The 25,891-nt window shown below is 73.5% G+C and carries 23 protein-coding genes; 18 read left to right on the forward strand and 5 right to left on the reverse strand.

The window, feature by feature from the left end:
* Positions 1-83: 83 nt before the first annotated feature.
* From O7618_RS27760 to O7618_RS27770, 3 genes are all read left to right on the forward strand, one after another.
* Positions 84-1,319 carry an ABC transporter permease gene (locus tag O7618_RS27760; protein WP_278109091.1) on the forward strand — a complete coding sequence of 412 codons (1,236 nt, stop codon included), beginning with the start codon at positions 84-86 and terminating at the stop codon, positions 1,317-1,319.
* Between the two features lie 61 nt (positions 1,320-1,380).
* Positions 1,381-1,683, forward strand: a complete 303-nt coding sequence (locus O7618_RS27765) for a hypothetical protein (RefSeq protein ID WP_091425717.1) — start codon at positions 1,381-1,383, stop codon at positions 1,681-1,683.
* An 82-nt stretch (positions 1,684-1,765) separates the two neighbouring features.
* Complete coding sequence (locus tag O7618_RS27770; RefSeq protein ID WP_278109092.1) at positions 1,766-2,257, forward strand: hypothetical protein; 492 nt, start codon at positions 1,766-1,768, stop codon at positions 2,255-2,257.
* 42 nt (positions 2,258-2,299) lie between these two features.
* Here O7618_RS27770 and O7618_RS27775 read toward each other — a convergent pair whose 3' ends face one another.
* The gene (locus O7618_RS27775; RefSeq protein ID WP_278109093.1) at positions 2,300-3,292 is read right to left on the reverse strand and encodes an ABC transporter ATP-binding protein; all 993 of its coding nucleotides are present in this window, start codon (positions 3,290-3,292) and stop codon (positions 2,300-2,302) included.
* A gap of 2 nt (positions 3,293-3,294) precedes the next feature.
* Between O7618_RS27775 and O7618_RS27780 the strand changes: the two genes are divergently transcribed.
* The 4 genes from O7618_RS27780 to O7618_RS27795 all read left to right on the forward strand — a co-directional run bounded on the left by O7618_RS27780 (position 3,295) and on the right by O7618_RS27795 (position 8,207).
* Positions 3,295-3,984 (forward strand): ABC transporter permease, encoded by a 690-nt coding sequence (locus tag O7618_RS27780; protein WP_278109094.1) that lies wholly within the window; start codon positions 3,295-3,297, stop codon positions 3,982-3,984.
* 173 nt (positions 3,985-4,157) lie between these two features.
* Positions 4,158-4,880 carry an ABC transporter permease subunit gene (locus tag O7618_RS27785; protein ID WP_278109095.1) on the forward strand — a complete coding sequence of 241 codons (723 nt, stop codon included), beginning with the start codon at positions 4,158-4,160 and terminating at the stop codon, positions 4,878-4,880.
* 198 nt (positions 4,881-5,078) lie between these two features.
* Positions 5,079-6,083 carry a glycine betaine ABC transporter substrate-binding protein gene (locus O7618_RS27790; protein ID WP_278109096.1) on the forward strand — a complete coding sequence of 335 codons (1,005 nt, stop codon included), beginning with the start codon at positions 5,079-5,081 and terminating at the stop codon, positions 6,081-6,083.
* Between the two features lie 132 nt (positions 6,084-6,215).
* On the forward strand, positions 6,216-8,207 hold the full coding sequence (locus tag O7618_RS27795; RefSeq protein WP_278109097.1) for a hypothetical protein: 1,992 nt from the start codon (positions 6,216-6,218) through the stop codon (positions 8,205-8,207).
* A gap of 79 nt (positions 8,208-8,286) precedes the next feature.
* Here the strand turns inward: O7618_RS27795 and O7618_RS27800 are convergent, their stop codons facing one another.
* Together O7618_RS27800 and O7618_RS27805 are read right to left on the reverse strand one after the other, a co-directional pair.
* Positions 8,287-9,456 (reverse strand): NADH-quinone oxidoreductase subunit D, encoded by a 1,170-nt coding sequence (locus tag O7618_RS27800; protein ID WP_278109098.1) that lies wholly within the window; start codon positions 9,454-9,456, stop codon positions 8,287-8,289.
* Entirely contained in the window at positions 9,453-10,547 is a 1,095-nt protein-coding gene (locus tag O7618_RS27805; RefSeq protein WP_278109099.1) for an SAM-dependent methyltransferase, read from the reverse strand. The genes O7618_RS27800 and O7618_RS27805 overlap by 4 nt, the downstream gene beginning before the upstream one ends.
* 179 nt (positions 10,548-10,726) lie before the next feature.
* On the opposite strand from O7618_RS27805, the gene O7618_RS27810 reads away from it, so the two are divergent.
* The 8 genes from O7618_RS27810 (at position 10,727) to O7618_RS27845 (ending at position 18,922) form a co-directional block, all read left to right on the forward strand.
* On the forward strand, positions 10,727-11,662 hold the full coding sequence (locus O7618_RS27810) for a Rossmann-like and DUF2520 domain-containing protein (RefSeq protein WP_278109100.1): 936 nt from the start codon (positions 10,727-10,729) through the stop codon (positions 11,660-11,662).
* A complete protein-coding gene (gene panC, locus O7618_RS27815; protein WP_278109101.1) occupies positions 11,656-12,498 on the forward strand; it encodes a pantoate--beta-alanine ligase in 843 nt (280 codons plus the stop codon). Before O7618_RS27810 ends, panC begins: the two co-directional genes overlap by 7 nt.
* 29 nt (positions 12,499-12,527) lie before the next feature.
* Positions 12,528-12,956 (forward strand): aspartate 1-decarboxylase, encoded by a 429-nt coding sequence (gene panD, locus O7618_RS27820; RefSeq protein ID WP_278109102.1) that lies wholly within the window; start codon positions 12,528-12,530, stop codon positions 12,954-12,956.
* Positions 12,957-13,143: 187 nt separating this feature from the next.
* Positions 13,144-14,037 (forward strand): septum formation family protein, encoded by an 894-nt coding sequence (locus O7618_RS27825; RefSeq protein ID WP_278109103.1) that lies wholly within the window; start codon positions 13,144-13,146, stop codon positions 14,035-14,037.
* Positions 14,038-14,098: 61 nt separating this feature from the next.
* Positions 14,099-15,847 carry an L-aspartate oxidase gene (locus tag O7618_RS27830; RefSeq protein WP_278109104.1) on the forward strand — a complete coding sequence of 583 codons (1,749 nt, stop codon included), beginning with the start codon at positions 14,099-14,101 and terminating at the stop codon, positions 15,845-15,847.
* Positions 15,844-16,740: a carboxylating nicotinate-nucleotide diphosphorylase gene (nadC, locus tag O7618_RS27835; RefSeq protein WP_278109105.1), complete on the forward strand. Its 897-nt coding sequence runs from the start codon at positions 15,844-15,846 to the stop codon at positions 16,738-16,740. Before O7618_RS27830 ends, nadC begins: the two co-directional genes overlap by 4 nt.
* 167 nt (positions 16,741-16,907) lie before the next feature.
* The gene (locus tag O7618_RS27840; RefSeq protein ID WP_278104781.1) at positions 16,908-18,140 is read left to right on the forward strand and encodes an IS701 family transposase; all 1,233 of its coding nucleotides are present in this window, start codon (positions 16,908-16,910) and stop codon (positions 18,138-18,140) included.
* A gap of 23 nt (positions 18,141-18,163) precedes the next feature.
* On the forward strand, positions 18,164-18,922 hold the full coding sequence (locus O7618_RS27845; RefSeq protein ID WP_269689605.1) for a type III pantothenate kinase: 759 nt from the start codon (positions 18,164-18,166) through the stop codon (positions 18,920-18,922).
* A gap of 1 nt (position 18,923) precedes the next feature.
* Here O7618_RS27845 and O7618_RS27850 read toward each other — a convergent pair whose 3' ends face one another.
* Complete coding sequence (locus O7618_RS27850) at positions 18,924-19,664, reverse strand: class I SAM-dependent methyltransferase (RefSeq protein ID WP_278109106.1); 741 nt, start codon at positions 19,662-19,664, stop codon at positions 18,924-18,926.
* A 93-nt stretch (positions 19,665-19,757) separates the two neighbouring features.
* On the opposite strand from O7618_RS27850, the gene lysS reads away from it, so the two are divergent.
* The 3 genes from lysS to O7618_RS27865 all read left to right on the forward strand — a co-directional run bounded on the left by lysS (position 19,758) and on the right by O7618_RS27865 (position 24,777).
* Positions 19,758-21,266: a lysine--tRNA ligase gene (lysS, locus tag O7618_RS27855; protein ID WP_278109107.1), complete on the forward strand. Its 1,509-nt coding sequence runs from the start codon at positions 19,758-19,760 to the stop codon at positions 21,264-21,266.
* 115 nt (positions 21,267-21,381) lie between these two features.
* Positions 21,382-21,732, forward strand: coding sequence for an Lsr2 family protein (locus O7618_RS27860; RefSeq protein ID WP_091070408.1), 351 nt, complete (start codon positions 21,382-21,384; stop codon positions 21,730-21,732).
* A 507-nt stretch (positions 21,733-22,239) separates the two neighbouring features.
* On the forward strand, positions 22,240-24,777 hold the full coding sequence (locus O7618_RS27865) for an ATP-dependent Clp protease ATP-binding subunit (protein ID WP_181570717.1): 2,538 nt from the start codon (positions 22,240-22,242) through the stop codon (positions 24,775-24,777).
* A gap of 161 nt (positions 24,778-24,938) precedes the next feature.
* On the opposite strand, the gene O7618_RS27870 is transcribed toward O7618_RS27865, so the two are convergent.
* The gene (locus tag O7618_RS27870) at positions 24,939-25,838 is read right to left on the reverse strand and encodes an A/G-specific adenine glycosylase (protein WP_278109108.1); all 900 of its coding nucleotides are present in this window, start codon (positions 25,836-25,838) and stop codon (positions 24,939-24,941) included.
* Positions 25,839-25,891: the final 53 nt, after the last annotated feature.

Below are 25,891 nucleotides of genomic sequence, written 5' to 3' on the forward strand. Positions count from 1 at the left end.
GTCCCTGGCGACCGGAGAGCGACGGCCGCCGCCGGTCCGCCCGAGGAGTGGGTCGGACGCGGCCACCTGGGAGGCGCGGGCCAATGGGGTACGACCAGTCGGGCCGGACGGTCCCGTCGGAGACCACGTCCGGCGTGCCCGCCGCGGTGCTGGAGAACGTCTTCGACGACCCGTCGCACGGCGAGCCCGGCCGGGACCGGATCGCGGTGCACGTGGTCTGGGAGTTCGTGCTGCTCGCCGGCCTGGCGACGGTGACCTGGCTGCTCTGGCGGGAAGACTCGGACGCGTTGCGCGGCGGGGCGCTGAAGACGCTGCTGGTCGACGTGGCCGGGCTCGGTTTGCTCACCCTGGCCGCCGGCCTGAGCCTACGGGCGGCCGCGGTGAACCTGGCCATCGGCCCGGTCGCGCTGGCCGCCGCGCTGCACTACGCCGAGCAGGGTGACCGGGGCGCCCGGGAGGTGCTGCTCCCGGCGCTCGCGGTGGCGGCGGTCGCCGGGTTGGCGCTCGCCCTGGCCGTGGTGGTGCTGCACGTGCCCGGCTGGGCGGCGAGCCTGGCCGGCGCGGCCGGCGTGATCGTCTGGCTGGAGCGGCGGACCGCCCCGGTCACCGTCCAGGGCGACTACGACCCCCGGCGCGCCGCGCTCTACCTCTTCGTCGGCTTCGCCGCGGTGGCCGTCCTCGGTGGCCTCTTCGGCGCGATCAAACCGGTGCGCCGGCTGCTCGGCCGGTTCCGTCCGGTCGCCGACCCGGCCCGCCGGCGGGGCGCGGCGGCCGCCACGGTGACCGCGCTGGCGCTCGTCGGCTCCACGGTGCTGGCCATGTTCGGCGGGATGCTGATCGCCGCGAACGGCGACGGCACGGTCACGCCGGGCACCGGCCTGGACTGGTCGGTGCTGGCGGTCGGCGCGGTGCTGCTCGGCGGCACCAGCGCGTACGGCAGGCGTGGCGGCGTCTTCGGCGCCCTGCTCTCGGTCTGCCTGGTGGTGGTGTTCCTGGCCTGGTCCGTGGCGTACGACTGGACGGTCAGCAGGTGGGCGGTGGGTGGGGCGGCCGTCGGCGTCGGGCTGCTGGTCACCCGCCTGGTGGAGACGTTCGGGCGGCCCCGTCCGGTGTCGCCCGGCCCGGCCGGCTCCGGGCCGCTGCGGCCGGCCGGCGACGGCACGCTCAGCAGCGGCTGGGCGATGACGCCCGCGCCCGAGCCGACCGCCACCTGGCCGTCGGTGCTGCCGACCCGCACCGACACCGACACGCCGGTCGAGGCGTGGGAGGCGCCGGGCTGGGAGAGCGAGCCGCGCCGCTGGGACTCCGACGACCGTTGACCCGGCCGGGGGCGTCGCGTCGGGCGGGCCGGAGCTGATCTCGCCGGTTAGGCTCGGCGGCATGACGGACACTCCTGCCCCCGGCGGCCGTACCTTCGACGAGCTCGACAAGCTCTCCACCGAGGAGCTGCGCGAGCAGGCGTTCCACCTGGCCCGGGAGCGTCGCGACGTGGGGTTCTTCTGGTCGGTGCTGCGGCACCTGCCGAACGCCGACGAGGCCGCCGCCCTGGACGGGGCGCCGAACTCGGTCGGGCCGACCATCGACGAGGCCAACGCGCTGTGGCGCGAGCTGACCGGGCACGGCTACGAGGAGTCCGCGCCGCTGCTGCGCGCCGCGTTCATCGACTACCTGATGAAGCACTGATCCGGTGGCCGTCCGCCGGCCGGCGGCGGCCGCGCGGTGGGGCAGGTTTGCCCGGCGCGGCGGCCCGGGAACTGACCGCTCCATGGCCCTCACCAACCGCCCCCGCACCGTCTCCCGGTACGGCACGGCCGCCGGCACCGGGACGCTCGCCGCGTTCCTGCTGGTCGCGGTCGGCGGCAGCCCGATGTACGTGGGCTGGGCGCAGGGCCACACCGACCCCACCGGCGCCGGTGGTTGGTTCCTGCGGCTGCTGGCCTGGCCGGCGTGGCGGTGGCACGCGGACGAGGGGCTGCTCACCGCCAACCTGCGGGCGATCCTGCTGATCGTGGCCGCCGCCGCGCTGCTCTACCTACTGCCCGGCCCGCAGGTGGACCGGGTGGCCGCCTCGGGCAGCCAGTTCCTCTCCGGCTGGGGCGCCTACGCCCTGGCGGCCGGGATCGCCGCGCTGCTCGCCACGCTCCTCGGGCCGGGCGGCACGCTCTACGCCGCCTTCCAGGCCGCGAGCGCCGGCGTCACGTACGGCTTCTTCGCCGGCTGGATCGTCGGCCTGGCCAGCCTGGGGGGCCGGGCCTGACCGGCCGGACCCGCCGGCCCGGCCAGGTCGGGCGGGTCGGTCTCAGTCCACCGCGCCCATGGCCAGCACCCGGGCACGGGTGAGCAGCCCGACCGGGCGGCCGTCCTCGGTCACCACCGCCCGCTCGGCGCCGGAGGTGAGCAGCGCGCCGAGCGCGTCGTAGGCCGAGCTGCCCAGCGCCACGGTGGGCAGGCCGGACCCGTCGCCGGCCGGGAGCGGATCGAGCGCCGCGGGGGTGAGTGGGGTGACCGCCAGGCGCCGGATGCCCCGGTCGGCGCCGACGAACTCGCGGACAAACGCCGAGGCGGGCGAGCCGAGCAGCGCGGCGGGGGTGTCGTACTGCTCCAGGGCGCCGCCCTCGGACAGCACCGCGATCCGGTCACCGAGCCGCACCGCCTCATCGAGGTCGTGGGTGACCAGCACGATGGTCTTGCGGACCTCGGCCTGCAACCGGAGGAACTCCTCCTGCAACCGGGTGCGGACGATCGGGTCGACGGCCGAGAACGGCTCGTCCATCAGCAGCACCACCGGGTCGGCGGCGAGCGCCCGGGCGACCCCGACCCGCTGCCGCTGCCCGCCGGACAGCTCGTGCGGGTAACGCCCGCCGAACTGCGCCGGGTCGAGGCCGACCAGTTCGAGCAGCTCACCGACCCGGGCGCGGGTCCGGTCCCGGGGCCAGCCGAGCAGCCCGGGCACGGTCGCCACGTTGGCGGCCACGGTCTGGTGCGGGAACAGACCGACGTTCTGGATCACGTAGCCGATCCGGCGGCGGAGCGTCACCGGGTCGACCCTCGTGACGTCGTCGTCGCCGAGCAGGATCCGTCCGTCGGTCGGCTCGATCAGTCGGTTGATCATCCGCAGCACGGTGGACTTGCCGCAGCCGGACGGCCCGATCAGCACCACCAGCTCGCCGGCCTTGACCTCCAGGCTCAGCTCGCGGACCGCTTCGGTGCCGTCCGGGTAGCGCTTGCGGATGCGCTCCAGCGTGATCGAGGCGGCGCCGTGACCGGGGTCGGTCGCCGGGGTAACGTCCACGTGTGTTCCTCCACCTGAGCTACCGGGCCGCCCCGGGTAATCCGTGGTTCTCCTGGCAGTACGTGCGGGACAACTCTGACAGCATCCTCGCCGCGTTGCGCGAGCACACCTGGCTGACCGCCCGGGCCGTGGTGATCGCCGCGCTGGTGGCGCTGCCGCTCGCGGTGGCAGCGTACTGGTTCCGGTCGCTGGCCGCGTCCATCCTGGCGTTGACCGGGGTGCTCTACACGATCCCGTCGCTGGCGCTGTTCGCCTTCCTCGCGCCCTACCTCGGGATCGGCGCGGCGACCGTGTTGACCGTGGTGGCGCTCTACGCGTTGCTGGTCATCGTGCGCAACACGCTCGCCGGCCTGAACCAGGTGCCACCCGAGGTGCGGGAGGCCGCCGAGGGCATGGGTTACGGCCGGTGGGGTCGGCTGTTCCGGATCGAGCTGCCGCTGGCGCTGCCCGGCATCCTCACCGGCGTACGGCTGGCGACCGTGTCCACCGTCGCGCTGGTCACGGTGGGGGTGGTGGTCGGTCGGGGCGGCCTCGGGCAGCTCATCTTCGCCGGCTTCCAGAACAACTTCTACAAGGCCCAGATCATGACCGGTACCGTGCTCTGCGTGCTGCTGGCGCTGGTGCTCGACCTGGCCCTGGCCGGGTTGGGTCGGCTGCTCACCCCCTGGCTGCGCGGAAGGACCGCTCGGTGAGCGCGAGGAGTGCAGCGCAGCGGAGCCCCGCAGTCGCGAACGGAAGGACCGCTCGGTGAGCGCGAGGAGTGCAGCGCAGCGGAGCCCCGCAGTCGCGAACGGAAGGACCGCTCGGTGAGCGCGAGGAGTGCAGCGCAGCGGAGCCCCGCAGTCGCGAACGGAAGGACCGCTCGGTGAACCCGGTGCAGGCGGCGGTGACCTGGCTGAACGACCCGCTGAACTGGACCAATCCCGGCGGTGTGCTGGACCGCCTCGGCGAGCACCTGAGCATGTCCGCCCTGGCGGTGCTGCTCGGCTGCCTGGTGGCCTGGCCGGTCGGCCTCTGGCTCGGGCACACCGGCCGGGGCGGCGGGCTGGTGCTGCTGGTCTCCAACGTCACCCTGGCGATCCCGACCCTGGCTCTGCTCACCATCCTGCCGCTGACCTTCCTCGGCTTCGGCCGCGCGTCAGTGGTGGTGGCGCTCGCGGTGTTCGCGGTGCCGCCGCTGCTGGCGAACGCGTACACCGGGGTTCGCCAGGCCGACCCGGAGGCCCGGGACGCCGCGCGCGGGATGGGCCTGTCCGGCGGGCAGGTGCTGCGCCGGGTGGAGCTGCCGCTCGCGGTGCCCTACCTGGCGGCCGGTTTCCGGACCGCGGCCGTGCAGGTGGTGGCCACCGCCGCGCTGGCGTCGTTCGTCAACGGCGGCGGGCTGGGCCAGATCATCCGGGCCGGCTTCGGTCTCGACATCGCGGCCGGCGGGGGCCAGATCATCGCCGGGGGCGTCCTGGTGGCCGGGCTGGCGATGCTCGTCGAAGCCGTGCTCGCGGTGGTGGAGCGGATGGTCACGCCGCGTCCGCTGCGCCGGGTGCGGCGGCGGGCGAACCGGCGCGCCGCCGCGGCCACGGCCGGCGGCTGACGCGCCCGTCCCGGCGGACGCTGAGACGGCGGTCACGGTCGCCGGCCCGCCCGGTGACGATCGGATGACAAAAACCGCTCCGAATTTGTCGGTCGGGTCCGGAGGATGTTGGGTGAAGTCGCGGGCGGCGCTCGGATCGCCCGTCGGACACGCGGCCGGCCCGGGGGGTCGCGCCGGGACACGGAAGGCGGGCACCTGATGCGCGCACGTTCACGGCTGGCCGCGGGGGCCTTCGGCGCCCTCGTCGCGGCGAGCCTCCTCACCGGCTGCGGCGACGCCGGCTCGTCCGGCACCGACGCTCCCGAGGCGGGCGCCTCGGGGGCCGGTTGCGCCCCGGTGGCGGGTGACCAGCTGGTCGTCCTCACCGACGACAAGAAGCTCCAGAACACCGACAACGTCCTGCCCGCGATCAACGCGAAGGCGGCCACCCCGCAGTTGGTCGCCGCGCTGGACAAGGTCTCCGCGAAGCTCGACACGCCCAAGCTGATCCAGCTCAACCGGGCCGTCGACGTCGACCGCAAGACACCCCAGGTGGCGGCGCAGGAATTCGCCGACGCCAACGGCCTGACCGACGGGATCGAGAAGGGCCCGGGCGGCCAGGTGACGGTCGGCGCGGGCAACTTCAGCGAGAGCCAGACCGTCGCCGAGCTCTACAAGATCGCGCTCACCGCGGCCGGCTACCAGGTCAAGGTGCAGACCATCGGCAACCGCGAGCTCTACGAGCCGGCCCTGGAGAAGGGCCAGATCCAGGTCGTCCCGGAGTACGCCGCGACGATGGCCGAGTTCCTCAACACCAAGGCCAACGGCAAGGACGCGCAGCCGGTCTCCTCGCCCGAGCTGGAAAAGACCGTCTCGGCGCTCAAGACCGAGGGCGACAAGGCCGGTCTGGTGTTCGGCCAGCCGTCCCAGGCGCAGGACCAGAACGCCTTCGCGGTCACCAAGGCGTTCGCCGACAAGTACGGCGTGTCCACCCTCTCCGACCTGGCCGCGAAGTGCTCCGGTCAGGCGACCGTGCTGGCCGGTCCGCCGGAGTGCCCGCAGCGGCCGAAGTGCCAGGCCGGTCTCGTCGAGGTCTACGACTTCAAGGCCGGCTCGTTCAGCTCGCTCGACGCGGGCGGCCCGCAGACCAAGAACGCGCTCAAGACCGGTTCCGCGAGCGTCGGCCTGGTGTTCTCCTCCGACGCCGCGCTCGCCACGAGCTGATCCACCGCCGCCGGCCGGGCGCACCGGTCGGCCGGCGGCGTCCCAGCCGGGCGGCGGCACGCTCGGCGGTCCGTGCACCGCAGCGCGCCGACCCGTTCCCCTCCGGTGCAACTCTCGGTACTCTGCACTCCCATGCCAGCCTCGGTCGTATCCGCCGACAAGCGCACCCCAACGCCGCTGACCGTCCTGTTCTGGATCGGTGTGGGGCTGGCGCCCCTGGCGGCGCTCATCCTGCTGGTCGCCGACGGCACCGGCACGCTCCGGTTCGGTGCGGTGCTCGCGATCCTCGCCGTGGTGCTGATCGGCCTCTCCGTCGCGCTGCGGGCCGACCACGGCGGCGTCGGCGCCGAGGAGCTGCGCGAGGAGATGGAACAGCTCCGCCGCGAGCTGCGGGCCGAGATCGTGGCCGCCGCGCAGCGCGGCAACCAGGCCCTCGACCAGGCGCGCCGCGCGGAGGAGGCGGCCGGCGCGGTACGCCACCGGCTCGACGCGGCGGCGGCGGGTCTGGCCGCCGCCCCCGCCGAGGAACGGCCGGGCGGCCGAGCCCGGGTGCCGGTCGCCGGGGCGTACGAGGCGGGTCGGTCGCATCCGGCCGGCCGCGACGAGGAGGAAACCGCCGGCCGCTACGGCCCCGACCAGCGGGCCGAGTCGGCGCGGGCGCGTCACGACGTGGAACGACCTGGATCCGACGGCTACCCCGTCGAGGGCCGGGCGCGGCCCGAGCCCTCCGGTGTCGGGCGTGACCGGCCGGCCGGCGGCCACGACGAGGAGCGCACCGGCTTCGGCGGTCGTGGCGCCGAGCCGGCCCGTCCCGGTCCGCGGCGTGCGGAGTTCGACGGCTACGGCGCGGAGCCCGTCCGGCCCGCCGGGCGTGCCTCGGCCGGCGCCTACGGGGCGGCCCGGGTGTCCGAGCCGGCGTCCCGACCGGAGTCCCGCCCGGTAGGCGTGGTCCACCACACCGAGACCGTGCACGTCACCACGCGGCACACCATCGTGGGTGGCGGCGGCGATCCGTCCGGTTCCCGGTACGGCGGGTTCTCGGGCCGGTGGTCGCCGTCGGCGGAGGACCGGCCGCGCGGCGCGGACCCGGAGGAGTACCGGGCTGCCGACCGGGGCGACGGGTCACGGTCCGGTGCCGACCCGGAAGCCTGGCCGGGGAGCCTGCGGGCCGGCGCGGAGCGGCAGTGGCCCGGTGCCCCGGACGACGACCCGCAGTCCGGCTACCGGTCGGGCGGGTCGGGCGACGGGTGGGCCGGCGACGATTCCGCCCGGCCCGGCGACGGCTCGGGGTGGGCCGGAAACGATTCCGGGCGGGCGGCCGGTGGCTCGGGGTGGGCCGGGGGCGGTTCCGGGTGGCCCGGCGACGGTCCGGGTCGGGCCGGTGGCGAGCATCCCTGGGCGAGCGTCGGCAGATCCGCCGCAGGTGGACGCGGCTGGTCGCCGCGGACCCCGGACGACGGCCGGCCCGCCGGCGACGACCGGGCGCGTCCGGTGGAGGAGCCGGCCTGGCCGCCGGCCGGACAGTACGGCCGGGCGACGACCTCCGATCGGTTCGGCCGGGCGGACCCGGTCGAGCGTTCCGGCCCGGTGACACCTGCCGAGCCGGACGGCGAGAACTGGTCCGAGCTGCGTGCCGGCAACCGGTGGGCGGCGGTCCGCGACGACGGTCAGGGCCGGGAGTTCCGGGTCGGCGAGCGGCGGGCCGCGGTGCACGCCGACGGTGGCGGCACCGAGTACCGGATCGAGGACCGATGGGCGGCGGTCCGCAATGCCCCCGGCGAGTACGGCGGCTCTTCGCGCCACGATCCTGAGCCGTCCTACGGCGGCGGCTCCCCCCACCACGATCCCGGCGGCTCGGGTGCGGCCTGGCCGGATCCGGAGCCGCCCTACGGCGACTCCGCCTGGGCCGGGGAGAGCCGACCGGCGCTGCCGGCGGGGGGTGTGCCGGTGCCGGGCGAGTGGCGCCCACCGACCCAGCGCAGCGGCCAGCCGGAATGGCGTCAGGCCGAGCCCGAGTGGCGGCAGCCGGAGCCGGAGTGGCGGCAGCCCGAGCCGCAGTGGCACCGGCCGGAGCCCGGCGGCCACGGACAGCCGCCGCGGGACGTTCCCGACCGCTGGCGTTGACCGTGCTCGTGGTCAGGGCCGGGTCGTCGCACGCGGACCCGCGCCGCCGGGCCGGGGCCGGGGCCACCCGGACGGCGTCTCACTTGTCGATGTCGCCGACCACGAAGAACATCGAGCCGAGGATGGCGATCAGGTCCGGCACCAGGCACCCGGGCAGCAGCGTCGACAGCGCCTGCACGTTCGCGTACGAGGCGGTGCGCAGCTTGAGCCGCCACGGTGTCTTCTCACCTCGGGAAACCAGGTAGTAGCCGTTGATGCCGAGCGGGTTCTCGGTCCAGGCGTACGTGTGCCCCTCGGGCGCCTTGACCACCTTGGGCAGTCGGGTGTTCACCGGTCCGGAGATCCGGTCCACCCGGTCCAGGCACTGCTCGGCGAGGTCGAGTGAGGCGTACACCTGGTCGAGCAGCACCTCGAACCGGGCGTGGCAGTCGCCGGCGGTCTTCGTCACCACCGGCACGTCGAGCTGGTCGTAGGCCAGGTAGGGCTCGTCGCGGCGCAGGTCGAGGTCGAGGCCGGAGGCCCGGCCGACCGGCCCGGACGCGCCGAACGCGGCGGCGTCGGCCGCCGAGAGCACGCCGACGCCGACGGTGCGGGCCAGGAAGATCTCGTTGCGCCGGATCAGATGGTCCAGGTCCGGCATGCGCCGGCGGACCTCGCCGATGGCGGCCCGGGCGCGGCCGGTCCAGCCGGCCGGCACCTCCTCCTTGAGGCCGCCGACCCGGTTGAACATGTAGTGGATCCGGCCGCCGGAGACCTCCTCCATCACGGCCTGGATGGTCTCCCGTTCCCGGAACGCGTAGAACATCGGCGTGATCGCGCCGATCTCCAGCGGGTAGGAGCCGAGGAACATCAGGTGGTTGAGCACCCGGTTCAGCTCGGCCAGCGCCATCCGCAGCCAGGTGGCGCGCTCCGGCACCTCCATGCCCATCAGCCGTTCGACAGCGAGCACCACGCCCAGCTCGTTGGAGAACGCCGAGAGCCAGTCGTGCCGGTTGGCCAGCACGATGATCTGCCGGTAGTCGCGTACCTCGAAGAGCTTCTCCGCGCCCCGGTGCATGTAGCCGACGATCGGCTCGGCGGCGACCACCCGCTCCCCGTCGAGCACCAGGCGCAGCCGGAGCACGCCGTGCGTCGACGGGTGCTGCGGCCCGATGTTCAGCACCATGTCGGTGCCGAGCTGCTCACCGCCGGCCCCGGTGCCGACGGTCAGCTCGCGGAGGTCACCGGCGTCCGTGGTCATGCCCGTCATCGTGCCACGAGCGGGTCGAGGGGGACGCCGACCGGCTGCCACAGCCACAGGTGCCCGCCGAGGCCGGCCGGGTCGGTCAGCTCGGCCACCGCCGACGCGGCGGCCAGCGCCCGCAGGTAGCCGGCCGGGTCCCGGGCGGCCAGGCCCAACGGCGGTCGCCCACCGTCGGCCCCGAGCGCCCGCAGCGCCGCCCGCTGCGACACCAGGGTGTACGCGCACCGCGCGACCCGCTCACCGGCGGAGGCGACCGAGTCCATGGCGACGTGCGCGGTCACGTCGCACGACCCGTCGAGGGCGGGTGGCACCTGTCGCCCGTCCCGGTAGCCGGTGACCGTCCCGTCCACCGGCCGGGCGTCCCGCAGGTGTCCGTAGTCGACGGCCAGCGCGAGCCCGCGCTCGAGCCGCCCCACCGCCTCCGCCCACGCCTCGTCCCGGGCCCGGCCGATCTCCACCCGCGCCCCACCGCCCCCCGCCCCGCCGTCCTCGGCCGCGACGATCAGGGAGGCAACGTCCGGATCCGATCCGCCGGCCGACACGAACTCCCTGATCATCGGGGCGGCGGCGGGTGCGGGCGGCCACCAGCGGGTCAGCCAGGCGGTGTCGTCGGGGGGGAGTGCGGGCCCCCGGGCCTCCTCGCCGGTGTCGGGATCGACCAGGACCAGGCGCCAGCCCTGCGGGGTGTGCACGGCCACGTCGAGGGGGACGTTGTCCAGCCATTCGGTGGCCAGCAGCAGGCCGGTGATCCGTGCCGGGACCTCGGGCCGCCAGTCGATCTCCGGGGGCAGGTGGTTGGGGCGGGCGGCCCGTTCCACGGCGACCGGACGGAGCCGGGCGGCCAGCTCCGGGCCGGCCTGCGCCCGCAGCGCCCGCAGCAGTTCGCCCCGGCCCGCGCCCACGTCCACCACGTCCAGCCGGGCGGGCCGCCCCAGCGCCTCGTCCAGCGCGACGAGTTGCCGCAGCAGGCAGCCGGCGAGGACCGGCGAGGCGTGGACGCTGGTACGGAAGTGCGCGGCGGGGTTGGCGCCGGCGACGAAGAAGCCGTTCGGCCCGTAGAGCGCCCGTTCCATCGCGTCGCGCCAGCGCAGCATCACCCGTCGACGGTACGCGCCCGTCAGATCTCCACGTGGCCGTCCGGCACGCTGGCGTTCGGGGCGGGCGAAACCCGGGGGCTCCGCCTGGTGAACGATTTCACACATGCTTGTTTCGGTTCCGTGACCCCGGCGCATACTTGCCATCGACCGGTACCCCCTTCGAGGACTGGATCGCTGCCATGAGCGCACCGCTGCGCCCGCGGGCCCTTCGCGCCCCGCTCGCCTTTCCCCGTACCCTCACTGTCGGCGTGCTCGGCGCCGGCCGGGTCGGCGCCGTGCTCGGCGCGGCCCTCGCCGCCGCCGGCCACCAGGTGGTCGCCGCGTCCGGTTCGTCCGGCGCCTCGCGGGCCCGGCTGGCGCTGCTGCTGCCGCAGACCCCGCACCGTGCCGCGTCCGCCGTGGCGCGCGCCGCCACCGACCTGCTGATCGTCGCCGTCGGAGACGACGCTCTGGCCGGCGTGGTCGCCGACCTGGCCGCCTCCGGCGCGCTGCGTCCGGGCCAGGTGGTGGCGCACACCTCGGGCGCGCACGGGCTGGCGGTGCTGGCCCCGGCCGCCGCGGCCGGTGCCCGGCCGCTCGCGCTGCACCCGGCGATGACCTTCACCGGCACGCCCGACGACCTGTCCGGCCTGGCCGGCTGCTCCTACGGGGTGACCGCCCCGGCCGAGCTGCGCCCCTTCGCGGCCCGGCTGGTGGCCGACCTGGGCGGCGTGCCGGAGTGGGTGGGTGAGGCCGACCGGCCGCTCTACCACGCGGCCCTCGCGCACGGCGCCAACCACCTGGTGACCGTGGTCAACGACGCGGCCGACCGGCTGCGCGACGCCGGGGTGGACCGACCGGAGAAGGTGCTCGCCCCGCTGCTGCGGGCCGCCCTGGAGAACGCGCTGCGCCTCGGCGACGACGCGCTGACCGGCCCGGTGTCCCGGGGTGACGCGGGCACCGTACGCCGGCACCTGGAGCGGTTGGCCGCGACCGCGCCGGAATCGGTGCCGGCCTACCTGGCGTTGGCCAGAAGGACGGCGGACCGCGCGGTCGCCGCGGGCCGGCTGCGCCCGGTGGACGCGGCCCCGCTGCGCGCCGTGCTGGACGGGATGGAGGTGGCTTCCTCGTGGTGAGCGTCGTGCACACGCGCAAGGAGTTGGCGGCGGCCCGGGACGGGCTGACCGGCACGGTCGGCGTGGTGATGACCATGGGCGCGCTGCACGCGGGGCACGAGACGCTGCTGCGGGCGGCCCGGGAGCGGGCCGACCACGTGTTGGTGACCGTCTTCGTGAACCCGCTCCAGTTCGGCCCGAACGAGGACTTCGACCGTTACCCGCGCACGCTCGACGCCGATCTGGAGATCTGCCGTCGGGCCGGGGCGGACCTGGTCTTCGCGCCCCCGGTGAACGAGATGTACCCGCAGGGACAGCCGACGGTGCGGCTGAACCCGGGTCCGCTCGGCGAGGACCTGGAGGGCCTGAGCCGCCCCGGCTTCTTCCACGGCGTGCTCACCGTGGTCATGAAGCTGCTCCAGCTCACCCGCCCGGACCTGGCCTTCTTCGGCGAGAAGGACTACCAGCAGCTCACCCTGGTCCGCCGGATGGTCCGCGACCTGGACGTACCCACCGAGATCGTCGGCGTGCCGACGGTGCGTGAGCCGGACGGGCTGGCGCTGTCCAGCCGCAACCGGTATCTGTCCGCCGAGGAGCGGCCGGCCGCGCTGAGGCTCTCCGCCGCGCTGCGCGCCGGTGTCGCGGCGGCCGAGCGGGGCGACGACGCGGGGGCGGTACTGGCCGCCGCGCACCGGGCGTTCGACGCGCCGGGCGCCCGACTCGACTACCTGGTGCTCACCGACACCGACCTGGAGCCCGGGCCGGTCGCCGGCGCGGCCCGGCTGCTGGTCGCCGCCTGGGTCGGCGCCACCCGTCTGATCGACAACACGGCGATCCACCTCGCGCCGCGTCCCTGACCTCTCAACGAATGCGGAAAGGCACCCCGATGCTCCGGACCATGCTCAAGTCGAAGATCCACCGGGCCACGGTGACCCAGGCCGACCTGCACTACGTCGGCTCGGTGACCGTGGACGAGGATCTGCTCGACGCGGCGGACCTGCTCCCCGGTGAGCAGGTCGCGATCGTGGACATCACCAACGGCGCCCGCCTGGAGACGTACGTGATCCCGGGCCGGCGGGGCAGCGGCGTGATCGGCATCAACGGCGCTGCCGCGCACCTGGTGCACCCCGGCGACCTGGTCATCCTCATCTCGTACGGGCAGATGGACGACGCCGAGGCGCGCGCCTGGGAGCCCCGCGTGGTGCACGTGGACGCCGACAACCGCATCGTCGACCTCACCGCCGACCCCACCACCGCCGCACCCGGCACCGCCGGAAACCCCACCCCCAACCCCCTGGCCGCCACCCTCTCCTGACCCGCCCCGCCCTCCCCCTCGGCGATCGTGCAGTTGGTGCCCCTCGTTCGTCTTGTCCGTTCCTTTCGTCGGGGCGGAAAGTGCAAGATCGGTGGGGCGGGGGAGCGCGGTCTGTTACCGGAAGGTCATTTTCGGCTACCCTGGGCGCACCGTCGGAATCGACGGTCGTCGGGCTGGGGGAGGCGCGATGGGCCGTGTGATGCGAAGCCTCGTCGCCACCGTGGTCACGGGCGTGCTGCTGGCCGGGTGCGCCTCGTCCGGCGGCCTCGACGGGGACCTCGGGGACGACTGGGCGGCGATGCCACCGGCCGGCCCGTTCTCCCCGGCGGCCGGCGTCTGCCAGGTCGCCGACTTCACCCCGACCGTGGGCCTGCCGGCGTACGCGCCGGTCGGCTGCGACCTGCCGCACCGGGTGGAGACGGTGCACGTCGGCGCGTTCACCGTCGACCGGCCCACCCCGCCGGCGCTCGCCTCGCCGGAGATGCGGGGCGCGTTCTCCGAGTGCGACACCCGGGCCCGGGGCTACGTCGGCGACGACTGGCGCGCCGGGCGGCTCCGGCTCGCCGTGGCCGTGCCCACCGACACCGGCTGGACGGCCGGCTCCCGCTGGTACCGGTGTGACCTGACCGAGCTGAACACCGTCGAGGCGGCGGCGGTCGTGGTGACCCGGACGGGCAGCCTGCGCGACGCGCTCAAGCCGCCGTCCCCGCTGCGCCTGGGCTGCCAGCGCACCGGGCAGGACCGCGGCCGGGTGCAGAGGCTCACGCCCGTCGACTGCGCCGTGGCGCACGACGCCGAGTTCGCCGGCGTCTGGGTGGCGCCGGACCACCCGTACCCGAAGAAGCCCGCGGACTGGGCGCCGCTCTACGCCGGCTGCTTCGCCGCCGTCGCGCGCTTCTCCGGGGTGCCGGCCGACGGATCCCTGCGCTACCGCAGCGACGTGGTGGTCCGGCCGCCCGCTGCCGGTCGCTGGGGGGTGGGCGACCGGGGCGTCCGGTGCTACCTGTGGCTCAGCGACCGCACGGTGACCGGTTCGCTGAAGGCCTCCGGCCCGGCCCGCCTGCCGGTCCGGACGAGGTAGCCGAAACCACTCGTCCCGCCCCCGTCCCCCGGGACGAGGACGCTTCGGGTTGACTGTGCCCATGGACCTACCCACCGTCGACCTGCCCGCGCTGCCCCGGCTGCTCGCCGCGCCCGCGCCCGGCTGGGTGGAGACCACCGACGTGATCGTCGTCGGTTCCGGGGTCGCCGGGCTGACCGCCGCGCTGCACCTGCGCGAGGCGGGCCTGCACGTCACGGTCGTCACCAAGGTCGACATGGACGAGGGCTCCACCCGCTGGGCGCAGGGCGGCATCGCGGCGGTGCTCGACCCGGCGGACAGCCCGGGCGCGCACGCGTTCGACACCGAGGTGGCGGGCGTCGGCCTCTGTGACCCGGCGGCGGTCCGGGTGCTGGTCGAGGAGGGCCCGCTCCGGCTGCGCGAGCTGATGCGGATCGGGGCGGAGTTCGACCGCAACCCGGACGGGTCGCTGATGCTCGGCCGGGAGGGCGGCCACCGGGCCGACCGGATCGTGCACGCCGGCGGCGACGCCACCGGCGCCGAGGTGCAGCGGGCGTTGCACGCGGCGGTGCGCCGCGACCCGTGGATCCGGCTCGTCGAGCACGCCCTGGTGTTGGATCTGCTGCGCGCGTCGGGTGACGGTCCGGAAGGGCTCGGTCCGGCCTGCGGGATCACGCTGCACGTGCTCGGTGAGGGCAGCGAGGACGGCGTCGGCGCGATCCTCGGCCGTGCGGTGGTGCTGGCCACCGGTGGGATGGGGCAGGTCTTCGCGGCCACCACCAACCCGGCGGTCTCCACCGGCGACGGGGTCGCCCTGGCGCTGCGCGCCGGCGCGGCCGTCACCGACCTGGAGTTCGTCCAGTTCCACCCGACCGCGTTGATCGTGCCGGCCGGTGGACCCGGCGCCGGCCTGGCGCAGCAGCCGTTGGTCTCGGAGGCGCTGCGGGGCGAGGGCGCCCACCTGGTCGACGGCGACGGCAAGCGCTTCATGGTGGGCCAGCACGAGTTGGCCGAGCTGGCGCCCCGGGACGTGGTGGCCAAGGGCATCCACCGGGTGTTGCTGGCCACGGGCGCCGACCACGTCTTCCTGGACGCGCGGCACCTGGGCGGCGACTTCCTGGCCCGGCGCTTCCCCACCATCGTGGCGTCCTGCCTGGCCATCGGCGTGGACCCGGCGACCGACCTGATCCCGGTCGCGCCGGCCGCGCACTACGCCTCCGGCGGCGTCCGCACGGACCTGCACGGCCGCACCTCGATCCCGGGCCTGTACGCCTGCGGCGAGGTGGCCTGCACCGGCGTGCACGGCGCGAACCGGCTGGCCAGCAACTCGCTGCTGGAGGGGCTGGTCTTCTCCCGCCGGATCGCCGCGGACATCGCCGCCGGGCTGCCCGAGCAGGCCCGGCCGGCGGAGACCGGTGCCTGGGTGGGCGGCGCGGGCCGGCTGGTGCCGTCGGCGGGCACGCCGGAGCTGCAACGGGCGATGACCCGGGGCGCGGGCGTGCTCCGCTCGGCGGAGACGCTGACCGCCGCCGCCGGGGCCCTGACCGCCCTGGGCGAGGGGCGGGGCGTGCCGCGTACCGCCGACTGGGAGGCGACGAACCTGCTCACCGTGGCGTCGACGCTCGTCGCCGCCGCGTACGCCCGGGCGGAGACGCGGGGCTGTCACTGGCGGGAGGACTTCCCGGCGGCCGACGACCGGTGGCAGGGTCACCTGGTGGCCGAGGTGGGCACGGGCGGGCTGCTGGTCGAGAGTTGGGTGAGCGCGCGGAGCGAGCCGGTTCTGCGAGCCCCGCGGTCGCTGACGTCAGGAACAGAGGAGCGGAACTCATGATCGAGTCGACGGTGCGGGCGCTGCGGGACGGGGGCCTGGATCCGGACCGGGTCCGGCAGGTCGTGGTCGACGCGCTGGGCGAGGACCTGGGCCCGGACTTCCTCGACGTCACGAGCGTGGCCACCGTTCCCGACGATCAGCGGGACACCGCCGACGTGGTGGCGCGCGAGGACGGGGTGGTGGCCGGGCTGCCGGTGGCCGCCGCCGTGTTCGAGCTGGTGGGCGAGGTGACCGGCAGCGGGCGTACGGTCGCGGTGTCGCTGGTGGCCCACGACGGCCGGCGGGTGGCGCGCGGCGACGTGCTGGCCACCGTGACCGGGCCGACCCGGCTGCTGCTCACCGCCGAGCGGACGGCGCTCAACCTGCTCTCCCGGATGTCCGGGGTGGCGACCCACACCAGGGCCTGGGCGGACGCGCTGGCCGGCACGAAGGCGATGGTGCTGGACACCCGGAAGACCACGCCGGGGCTGCGCGCGCTGGAGAAGTACGCGGTCCGGGCCGGCGGCGGCACCAACAAGCGGATGGGCCTGCACGACGTCGCCATGATCAAGGACAACCACAAGCTGGCCGCCGGTGGGATCGCACCGGCGTTCCGGCGGGTCCGGGCGGCGTTCCCGGACGTGCCGGTGCAGGTCGAGGTGGACACGCTCGCCGAGGCGGTGGAGGCGGTCGAGGCCGGAGCGGGTTTCCTGCTGCTGGACAACATGACCCCGGCGCAGCTGCGTGAGGTGGTGGCCGTGGTGGGCGACCGGGCGGAACTGGAGGCGACCGGTGGGCTGACCCTGCCGGTGGCTGCCGAGTACGGGGCCACCGGCGTGGACTTCCTCTCGGTCGGCGCGCTCACCCACTCCTCGCCCATCCTCGACATCGCCCTCGACCTGCGCGACAACTGACCGTCTAGTACTCCAACGTCACTTGGCTTTGGCGTTGGGCGTGGCGCGGGCATGAAGACGGCCACCGCGTTGATCATCGATGGTTTGTGAGGACAATCGAAGATCGTGCGGTGGCCGCGTGCCACAGCGTAGACCCCGCCGGGTGGCGGGTCGTCCTGGACGAGGCGGTGGCGCGTGTCGCTGGCCGGTTCGTGCGGGCGGAGCCCCGTCGGACCGCCGGGCAGTTCGTGGAAGGGCTGTTGTCGGGCGTGGAACGCAAGACCTGCTGGTCGCTTGCGGAACGGGCGGGTCACGAGGATCCACAGGCGATGCAGCGGCTGCTTCGCACGGCGGTGTGGGACGCCGATGGCGTCCGCGACGACGTTCGGGCCTGGCTGATCGAGCAGCTCGGGCACCCCGACGCGGTGCTGGCCTGCGACGAGACCGGGTTCCTGAAGAAGGGTCTGTGCTCGGTCGGGGTCCAGCGGCAGTACACCGGCACCGCCGGACGTGTCGAGAACAGCCAGGTCGGGGTGTTCCTGGCCTACGTCTCGCCCGAGGGGCGGGCGATGATCGACCGTCGGCTCTACCTGCCCGAGACGACCTGGTGTCAGCAGCCCGACCGCCTCGCCGCCGCCGGCGTCCCCGACCAGGTCGGGTTCGCCACGAAGCCTGCCCTCGCCCGGCAGATGATCGCCGCCGCGCTGGATGCCGGAGTCCCGTTCGGGTGGGTGACCGGCGACGAGGTCTACGGCGCCGATCCCGGCCTACGCGCTGACCTCGAACACCGCGGGATCGGCTACGTTCTGGCCGTCGGCTGCGACCGACGCGTGCACATCAACGACGGTCGCACCCTGATCCGCGTCGACGACCTCGCCGACCGGATCCCCACCGCCGAGTGGCAACTGCATAGTTGCGGGCCGGGAGCGAAAGGTCCCCGCGACTACCTGTGGGCCTGGATCACCACCGCCACCAGCCCCGTCGAGCACCGGTGGCTGCTGATCCGCCGCAACCGCACCACCGGTGAGTTGGCCTTCTACCTGTGCTGGTCACCCCGCCCCGTCCCGCTGCACACCCTCGTCACCATGGCCGGCTCCCGCTGGAGCATCGAAGAGCTGTTCCAGACCGGCAAAGGCCAAGTCGGCCTCGACCACTACCAGGTCCGCGGCTGGGCCGGGTGGCACCGATTCATCACCCTGGCCATGCTCGCCCTGGCCGTCCTGACCATCATCGCCGCCCAGCAGCCCGACACCGACCCGGAGATCATCGCGCTGACCGTCGCCGAGATCCGCCGACTCCTCAACGCCTTCGTTCTCGCCGTGACGCTCCCACCCGCGCACACCCTGCACTGGTCGATCTGGCGACGAACATCCCAAGCCCGAGCCCGACGGGCCCACTACCAGCGCAGACAGGCGAAGTGACGTTGGAGTACTAGGCTGCCGCTGTGCTGCTCTGCATCGACATCGGAAACACCAACACCGTGCTGGCGACCTTCGACGGCGACAAGCTGGTGCACTCCTGGCGGATCAAGACCGATGCCCGTTCCACCGCGGACGAGCTGGGCCTGATGTTCCGCGGGCTGCTGGCCGGTGACGCCGTGGAGATCACCGGGGTGGCCGCCTGCTCGACCGTGCCGGCCGCACTGCGCTCGCTGCGCACCATGCTGGGTCGCTACTACGCCGACCTGCCGAGCGTGATCGTCGAGCCGGGCGTCCGCACCGGGGTGCAGCTCGCCATCGACAACCCGAAGGAGGTGGGCGCGGACCGGGTGGTGAACACGCTCGCCGCGTACACGCTCTACGGCGGGCCGTCGATCGTGGTGGACTTCGGCACCACCACGAACTTCGACGTGATCAGCGACCGGGGCGAGTTCCTCGGCGGGGCGTTCGCGCCGGGCATCGAGATCTCGTTCGACGCGCTGGCCGCCCGCGCCGCGCAGTTGCGCAAGGTGGAGGCCACCCGGCCGCGCTCGGTGATCGGCAAGAACACCGTCGAGTGCCTCCAGTCCGGCCTCTACTTCGGCTTCGCCGGCCAGGTGGACCGGATCGTCGAGCGGATGTCCGACGAGTTGGGCGAGGTCAAGGCGGTGATCGCCACCGGCGGCCTGGCCTCGCTGGTGTTGGGCGAGTGCCGCACGATCACCCACCACGAGCCGATGATCACCCTGATCGGCCTGCGGATGGTCTACGACCGGAACACCTGAGTCAGTACCGGCGCGCCCGCAGCACGACGGTGCGGTAGGGCAGCTCGACGGCGTCCCGGCCGGCCAACTCCGGGTGGGTGGCGAGCAGGTCGGCCAGCCCACCGTCGACCCGGGCCCGCTCGGCCGGGGTGGCGGTGAGCCAGTAGGAGCGGGTGTGCAGCATCGCCACCAGCTCGTCCGGCGTGAGCGTGGTGGCGTGGTCGAACTCGCCCACCTGGACCGGGATGAAGGCGGGACCGAAGTCGGCGTACCTGTCGATCACGTCACCGGCGTTGTGGTCGAGGTGGGCGATCCGGGTCAGCTCCGCCACCCAGCCGACCCGTTCGTCGCGGACGTTCCACACCGGCGCGAACGTCCCGCCGGGGCGCAGCACCCGGGCCACCTCCGCGTGTGCCCGCTCCCGGTCGAACCAGTGGTAGGCCTGACCGGCCAGCACCGCGTCCGCGCCGCCGTCCGGCAGCGGCACCGACTCCGCGCTGCCGGCGAGCGCCGTCGTGCCCGGCGTGGCGGCGGCCAGCTGCGCCCGCATTCCCGGATCCGGCTCGACGGGTACGACGTGGTGCCCGAGCGCGGTCAGGTCGCGGGTGAGGATGCCGGTGCCGGCGCCGAGGTCCACCACCCGGGCCGGGGCGGGCAGCCCGTCCAGTGCCCAGCGCAGCGCCGCCTCGGGATAGCGGGGCCGGAACCGGTCGTACTCGGCGGCGGCGGCGCCGAACGAGAGCGCCGCAGTGGGGTCGGTCATGGCGGGCAGGTTATCCCGTAACGGTCGGCACGACGCTTGAGTACGCTCATGGGCTGACCCCGCCGATGTTCCCCAGGCCTGAGGAAGCGTGCCGTGACCGAGCAGAACGCCCTGCCCACCGACCCCGCCGACGACCTTCCCGAGCAGATGAAGGTCCGCCGGGAGAAGCGGGACCGAATGCTCGCCGAGGGCGTCGAGCCGTACCCGGTCGGCTTTCCGCGGACCACCACGCTCGCGAAGCTCCGCGAGCGCTACGCCGACCTGCCCACCGACACCGCCACCGGCGACCGGGCCTCGGTCACCGGTCGGGTGATCTTCATCCGCAACACCGGCAAGCTCTGCTTCGCGACCCTGCGCGACGGTGACGGCACCGAGTTGCAGGCGATGCTCTCGCTGGACCGGGTCGGGCCGGAGCGGCTGGCCGACTGGAAACGCCTGGTGGACCTCGGTGACCACGTCGGGGTGACCGGTGAGGTGATCACCAGCCGTCGCGGCGAGCTGTCGGTGCTGGCCGACGAGTGGGCGGTGACCGCCAAGGCGCTGCGCCCGCTGCCGGTGGCCCACAAGCCGCTGAGCGAGGAGTCCCGGGTCCGCCAGCGCTACGTGGACCTGGTGGTCCGCCCGCAGGCCCGGCAGATGGTCCGCACCCGGGCCGCCGCGGTGCGCAGCCTGCGCGACACCCTGCACTCCCGGGACTTCGTCGAGGTCGAGACGCCGATGTTGCAGTTGCTGCACGGCGGCGCGGCGGCCCGCCCATTCGTGACCCACAGCAATGCGCTCGACACCGATCTGTATCTGCGAATCGCGCCGGAACTGTTTCTCAAGCGGGCGGTCGTCGGTGGCGTGGACCGGGTCTTCGAGATCAACCGCAACTTCCGTAATGAGGGCATCGACTCCTCGCACTCGCCGGAGTTCGCGATGCTGGAGACCTACGAGGCGTACGGCGACTACGACACGATGGCCGAGCTGACCCGAAATCTCGTGCAGCGGGCCGCGATCGCGGTCGCCGGCTCGACGACCGTGACGCACGCCGACGGCCAGGAGTTCGACCTGGGCGGCGAGTGGCGTTCGGTGACGCTGTTCGGTGTTCTTTCCGAAGCGCTCGGTGAGGAGGTCACCGTCCGCACCGAAAGGTCACGCCTGGTGGAGTACGCGGACAAGGTCGGCCTCTCCGTCGACCCGAAGTGGGGGCCGGGCAAGCTGGCCGAGGAGTTGTTCGAGGAACTGGTGGTGCCGTCGTTGCAGGCGCCCACGTTCGTCCGCGACTACCCGGAGGAGACCAGCCCGTTGACCCGGGCGCACCGCGCCGAGCCGGGGCTGGCCGAGAAGTGGGATCTCTACGTGCTGGGATTCGAGCTGGGTACCGCGTACTCCGAGCTGGTGGACCCGGTGGTGCAGCGGGAGCGGCTGGTGGCCCAGGCGCAGCTCGCGGCGCGCGGCGACGACGAGGCGATGCGTCTCGACGAGGACTTTCTCCGGGCGATGGAGTATGGAATGCCGCCGGCCGGTGGGATGGGAATGGGAATCGACCGGCTGCTGATGGCGTTGACCGGCCTGGGAATTCGGGAAACCATCCTGTTCCCGTTGGTCCGCCCCGAGTAGGCGGGCAAAGCTTCGCCGCCTCGTTACGCCGTCCTATTGACGGGGCAAGCATCGGACAGGTTATTGTGCTCGGTGTATTGCAGGAGCACAGCCCTGCTCGAAAGGAATGTGGGACGTGGCCAAGCAGATCATTCACAAGCTGGTCGATGACCTGGACGGCGGGGACGCTGACGAGACTGTCAAGTTCGCGCTCGACGGCGTGCAGTACGAGATCGACCTGTCGGCCTCCAACGCCGAGAAATTGCGCGGCGAATTCGCGCAGTACATCGCGCACGGCACGAAGGTCGGTCGTGGTGGAGTGGTGGTGGGCGGCCGGGCCGCGCGTGGCCGGGGCGGCGCGACCGCGGACCGGGAGCAGAACCGGGCCATCCGCGAGTGGGCCAAGAAGGCCGGCAAGGACATCTCCGACCGGGGCCGGATCCCGCAGGAGATCGTGGACGAGTACCACGCGAAGGCGGGGCACTGACCCGACGGCGACGGCTGGACCTCGACGCCGGCCCGGAGGACGACTCCGGGCCGGCGTCCGCCGTTTCCGCCGGCCGGTGCGCTACCGAGCCGTTTCCGCCCACCCGTGCCGGATGTCCGGTCCGGCTTGAGGCCGGGCGGCCCGAGGCGTCCGGCGGGAAGAATCCGGCGTCCGGCCGAGTTGTCCACAGGCGGTGGAGATTCCGTCCACAGGCTGTGGACGACGGTGGCGGGCGCGTGGACGCCCGCTCAGAAGCCCTCGACCGGGCCTTCCACCGGCGGTCGAATTTCGCTCTGCGCGTACAGGCGGGGGTTCCGGAACACCTCCTGAGCGTGGACGGTTGGCAGAAACGACGTCGGAACGGTCATCCAGGGGGTCACACGACCTCAGCGGAGACGGTCCGCGGCGATAGAGTAAGGAGGCACGGACGCCCGTCCCGGACGTCCGCGCACCGGCCCCGCCGAGATCTGACCATCAAGGCGCACGGCATGTGAGGAGCACGAGGGCATGTTCGAGCGGTTCACCGACCGAGCGCGACGGGTTGTCGTCCTGGCCCAAGAAGAGGCCCGGATGCTCAACCACAACTACATCGGCACGGAGCACATCCTGCTGGGCCTGATCCATGAGGGTGAGGGCGTGGCGGCGAAGGCCCTGGAGAGCCTGGGCATCTCGCTGGAGGGTGTGCGCCAGCAGGTCGAGGAGATCATCGGCCAGGGCCAGCAGGCGCCGAGCGGGCACATCCCGTTCACGCCGCGGGCCAAGAAGGTGCTGGAGCTGTCGCTGCGTGAGGCGCTGCAGCTCGGCCACAACTACATCGGCACGGAGCACATCCTGCTGGGCCTGATCCGCGAGGGCGAGGGCGTGGCCGCCCAGGTGCTGGTCAAGCTCGGCGCCGACCTCAACCGGGTCCGCCAGCAGGTGATCCAGCTCCTCTCGGGTTATCAGGGCAAGGAGCCGGCCGCCGCCGGTGCCGCGCCCGGCGAGGCCGCGCCGTCGACCAGCCTGGTGCTGGACCAGTTCGGCCGGAACCTCACCCAGGCCGCCCGCGAGGGCAAGCTCGACCCGGTCATCGGGCGCGAGAAGGAGATCGAGCGGGTCATGCAGGTGCTGTCCCGCCGCACCAAGAACAACCCGGTGCTGATCGGTGAGCCCGGCGTGGGTAAGACCGCCGTGGTCGAGGGGCTGTCCCAGAAGATCATCAAGGGCGAGGTGCCCGAGACGCTGAAGGACAAGCAGCTCTACACGCTCGACCTCGGTGCTCTGGTCGCCGGGTCGCGTTACCGGGGCGACTTCGAGGAGCGCCTGAAGAAGGTGCTCAAGGAGATCCGCACCCGCGGCGACATCATCCTGTTCATCGACGAGATCCACACCCTGGTGGGTGCGGGCGCGGCCGAGGGCGCGATCGACGCCGCCAGCATCCTCAAGCCGATGCTGGCCCGTGGTGAGCTGCAGACCATCGGCGCCACCACGCTCGACGAATACCGCAAGCACCTGGAGAAGGACGCCGCGCTGGAGCGTCGTTTCCAGCCGATCCAGGTGGGTGAGCCGTCGCTGGCCCACACCATCGAGATCCTCAAGGGCCTGCGGGACCGTTACGAGGCGCACCACCGCGTCTCGATCACCGACGCCGCTCTCGTGGCCGCCGCAACTCTGGCCGACAGATACATCTCCGACCGCTTCCTGCCGGACAAGGCGATCGACCTGATCGACGAGGCCGGCGCCCGGATGCGGATCCGTCGGATGACCGCGCCGCCAGACCTGCGCGACTTCGACGAGCGCATCGCCCAGGTGCGCCGCGACAAGGAGTCCGCGATCGACGCGCAGGACTTCGAGCGGGCCGCCCAGCTCCGCGACAAGGAGAAGCAGCTCCTCGGTCAGAAGGCCCAGCGCGAGAAGGAGTGGAAGGCCGGTGACCTGGACGTCGTCAGCGAGGTCGACGACGAGCAGATCGCCGAGGTGCTCGGCAACTGGACCGGCATCCCGGTCTACAAGCTGACCGAGGAGGAGACCTCGCGCCTGCTGCGCATGGAGGACGAGCTGCACAAGCGCGTCATCGGGCAGGAGGACGCGGTCAAGGCGGTCTCGAAGGCGATCCGGCGGACCCGTGCGGGTCTGAAGGACCCGAAGCGCCCGTCCGGCTCGTTCATCTTCGCCGGCCCGTCCGGTGTCGGTAAGACCGAGCTGTCCAAGGCCCTCGCGGAGTTCCTGTTCGGCAGCGAGGACGCCCTGATCCAGCTCGACATGTCCGAGTTCCACGACCGCTACACGGTCTCCCGGCTGGTGGGTGCCCCTCCCGGTTACGTCGGCTACGACGAGGGCGGGCAGCTGACCGAGAAGGTGCGCAGGCGGCCGTTCTCGGTGGTCCTCTTCGACGAGATCGAGAAGGCCCACCCGGACGTGTTCAACACGCTCCTGCAGATCCTGGAGGACGGTCGTCTCACCGACGGTCAGGGCCGGATCGTGGACTTCAAGAACACGGTCATCATCCTGACCACCAACCTGGGCACCCGCGACGTGGCGAAGGCGGTGTCGCTGGGCTTCCAGCAGTCGGAGGACTCCGAGTCGAACTACGACCGGATGAAGCAGAAGGTCAACGACGAGCTCAAGCAGCACTTCCGGCCCGAGTTCCTCAACCGCATCGACGACACGATCGTGTTCCACCAGCTGCGGGAGAACGAGATCCTGCAGATCGTGGACATCATGATCCAGCGGATCGAGGGCCAGCTCCGCAACAAGGACATGGGTCTGGAGCTGACCGACAACGCCAAGAAGTACCTGGCGAAGAAGGGCTTCGACCCGGTGCTGGGCGCGCGGCCGCTGCGTCGCACGATCCAGCGCGACATCGAGGACAACCTGTCCGAGCGGATCCTGTTCAACGAACTGACCCCCGGTCAGATCGTCGTGGTCGACTGCGAGGGCGACCCCGAGAACATCGACAAGTCCAAGCTCGTCTTCCGGGGCGCGGACCGGCCGGACGCCGTGCCGGACGCGGTCCCCGCGGATCTCGGCGCCGCCGCCACCGGCGCGGACGACACCGCGGCCTGAGTCGGGCGAGACAAGGTTCCAGGGCGACGGCCCCGGTTGGCGAAGGCCACCGGGGCCGTCGCCTTTCCGCGCCCTTCCCGCCGCCCCGCCGATCGATCAAGGAGTTGGTGTCGCGAGGGGACGCGAACTCCTTGACCAACAAGCGGGCCAGGGGTGGGAGGTCAGGGGAGGGGGACGGGTGGGCCGTCGCCGGCGAGGCGGAAGGACTCCGGGCCCACCGGTTCCACCAGGCCGTCGGTGACCAGGCCGGCCAGGGCCCGGGCCCGCTGCACGTCGTCGTGCCAGACCTGGTCCAGTCGCTGGTGCGGCACCGGCCCGGTGGCATCCCGCAGCACACCGAGCAGCAGGCCGCGTACCTGCCGGTCGGTCCCGGCGTAGCGCTGCGGACGGCGGCTGGGGCCTTCCGGCGCGGTCTGACCGGACGCCCGCCACGCGCAGCTCGCCTCGACCGGGCACACCGCGCAGCGCGGGGCGCGCGCGGTGCACACGACCGCACCGAGTTCCATGAACGCCGCGCTCGCCAGGGCCGCCGCGGCCGGCTCGTCGGGCAGCAGCTCCTCGGTGGCGACCAGATCGGCCGGACGGGTGGTCGGCCCGGCGTCGGGCTCGCCGGCGACGGCGCGGCACACCACCCGCCGCACGTTGGTGTCGACAACCGGATGCCGCTGCCCGTACGCGAACGCCGCCACCGCCCGGGCCGTGTACGTGCCGACCCCGGGCAGCGCCAGCAACTGCTCCAGCCGATCGGGCACCACGCCGCCGTGCCGTTCGACGATCGCCACCGCGCACTCGCGCAGGCGTACCGCCCGGCGGGGGTAGCCGAGCCGGCCCCACATCCGGATCGCCTCGGCCGGGGTGTCCTCGGCCAGCGCGCGCGGCTCCGGCCAGCGGGCCAGCCACGCCTCCCACGCCGGCACCACCCGCACCACCGGCGTCTGCTGGAGCATGACCTCGCTGACCAGGATCGCCCACGCGCCGATGCCGGGGTGCCGCCACGGCAGGTCGCGGGCGTTGCGCTGGTACCACCGGCTGACCTGGGTGGCGAAGGTGGGTTCAGTCATGGCGGAGCCGATGATGTCACGGGTGGCTTTCCCGCAGGGTGGGCGGGCCGGGT

This window comes from Micromonospora sp. WMMD980, from assembly GCF_029626035.1.
Taxonomy (GTDB): domain Bacteria; phylum Actinomycetota; class Actinomycetes; order Mycobacteriales; family Micromonosporaceae; genus Micromonospora.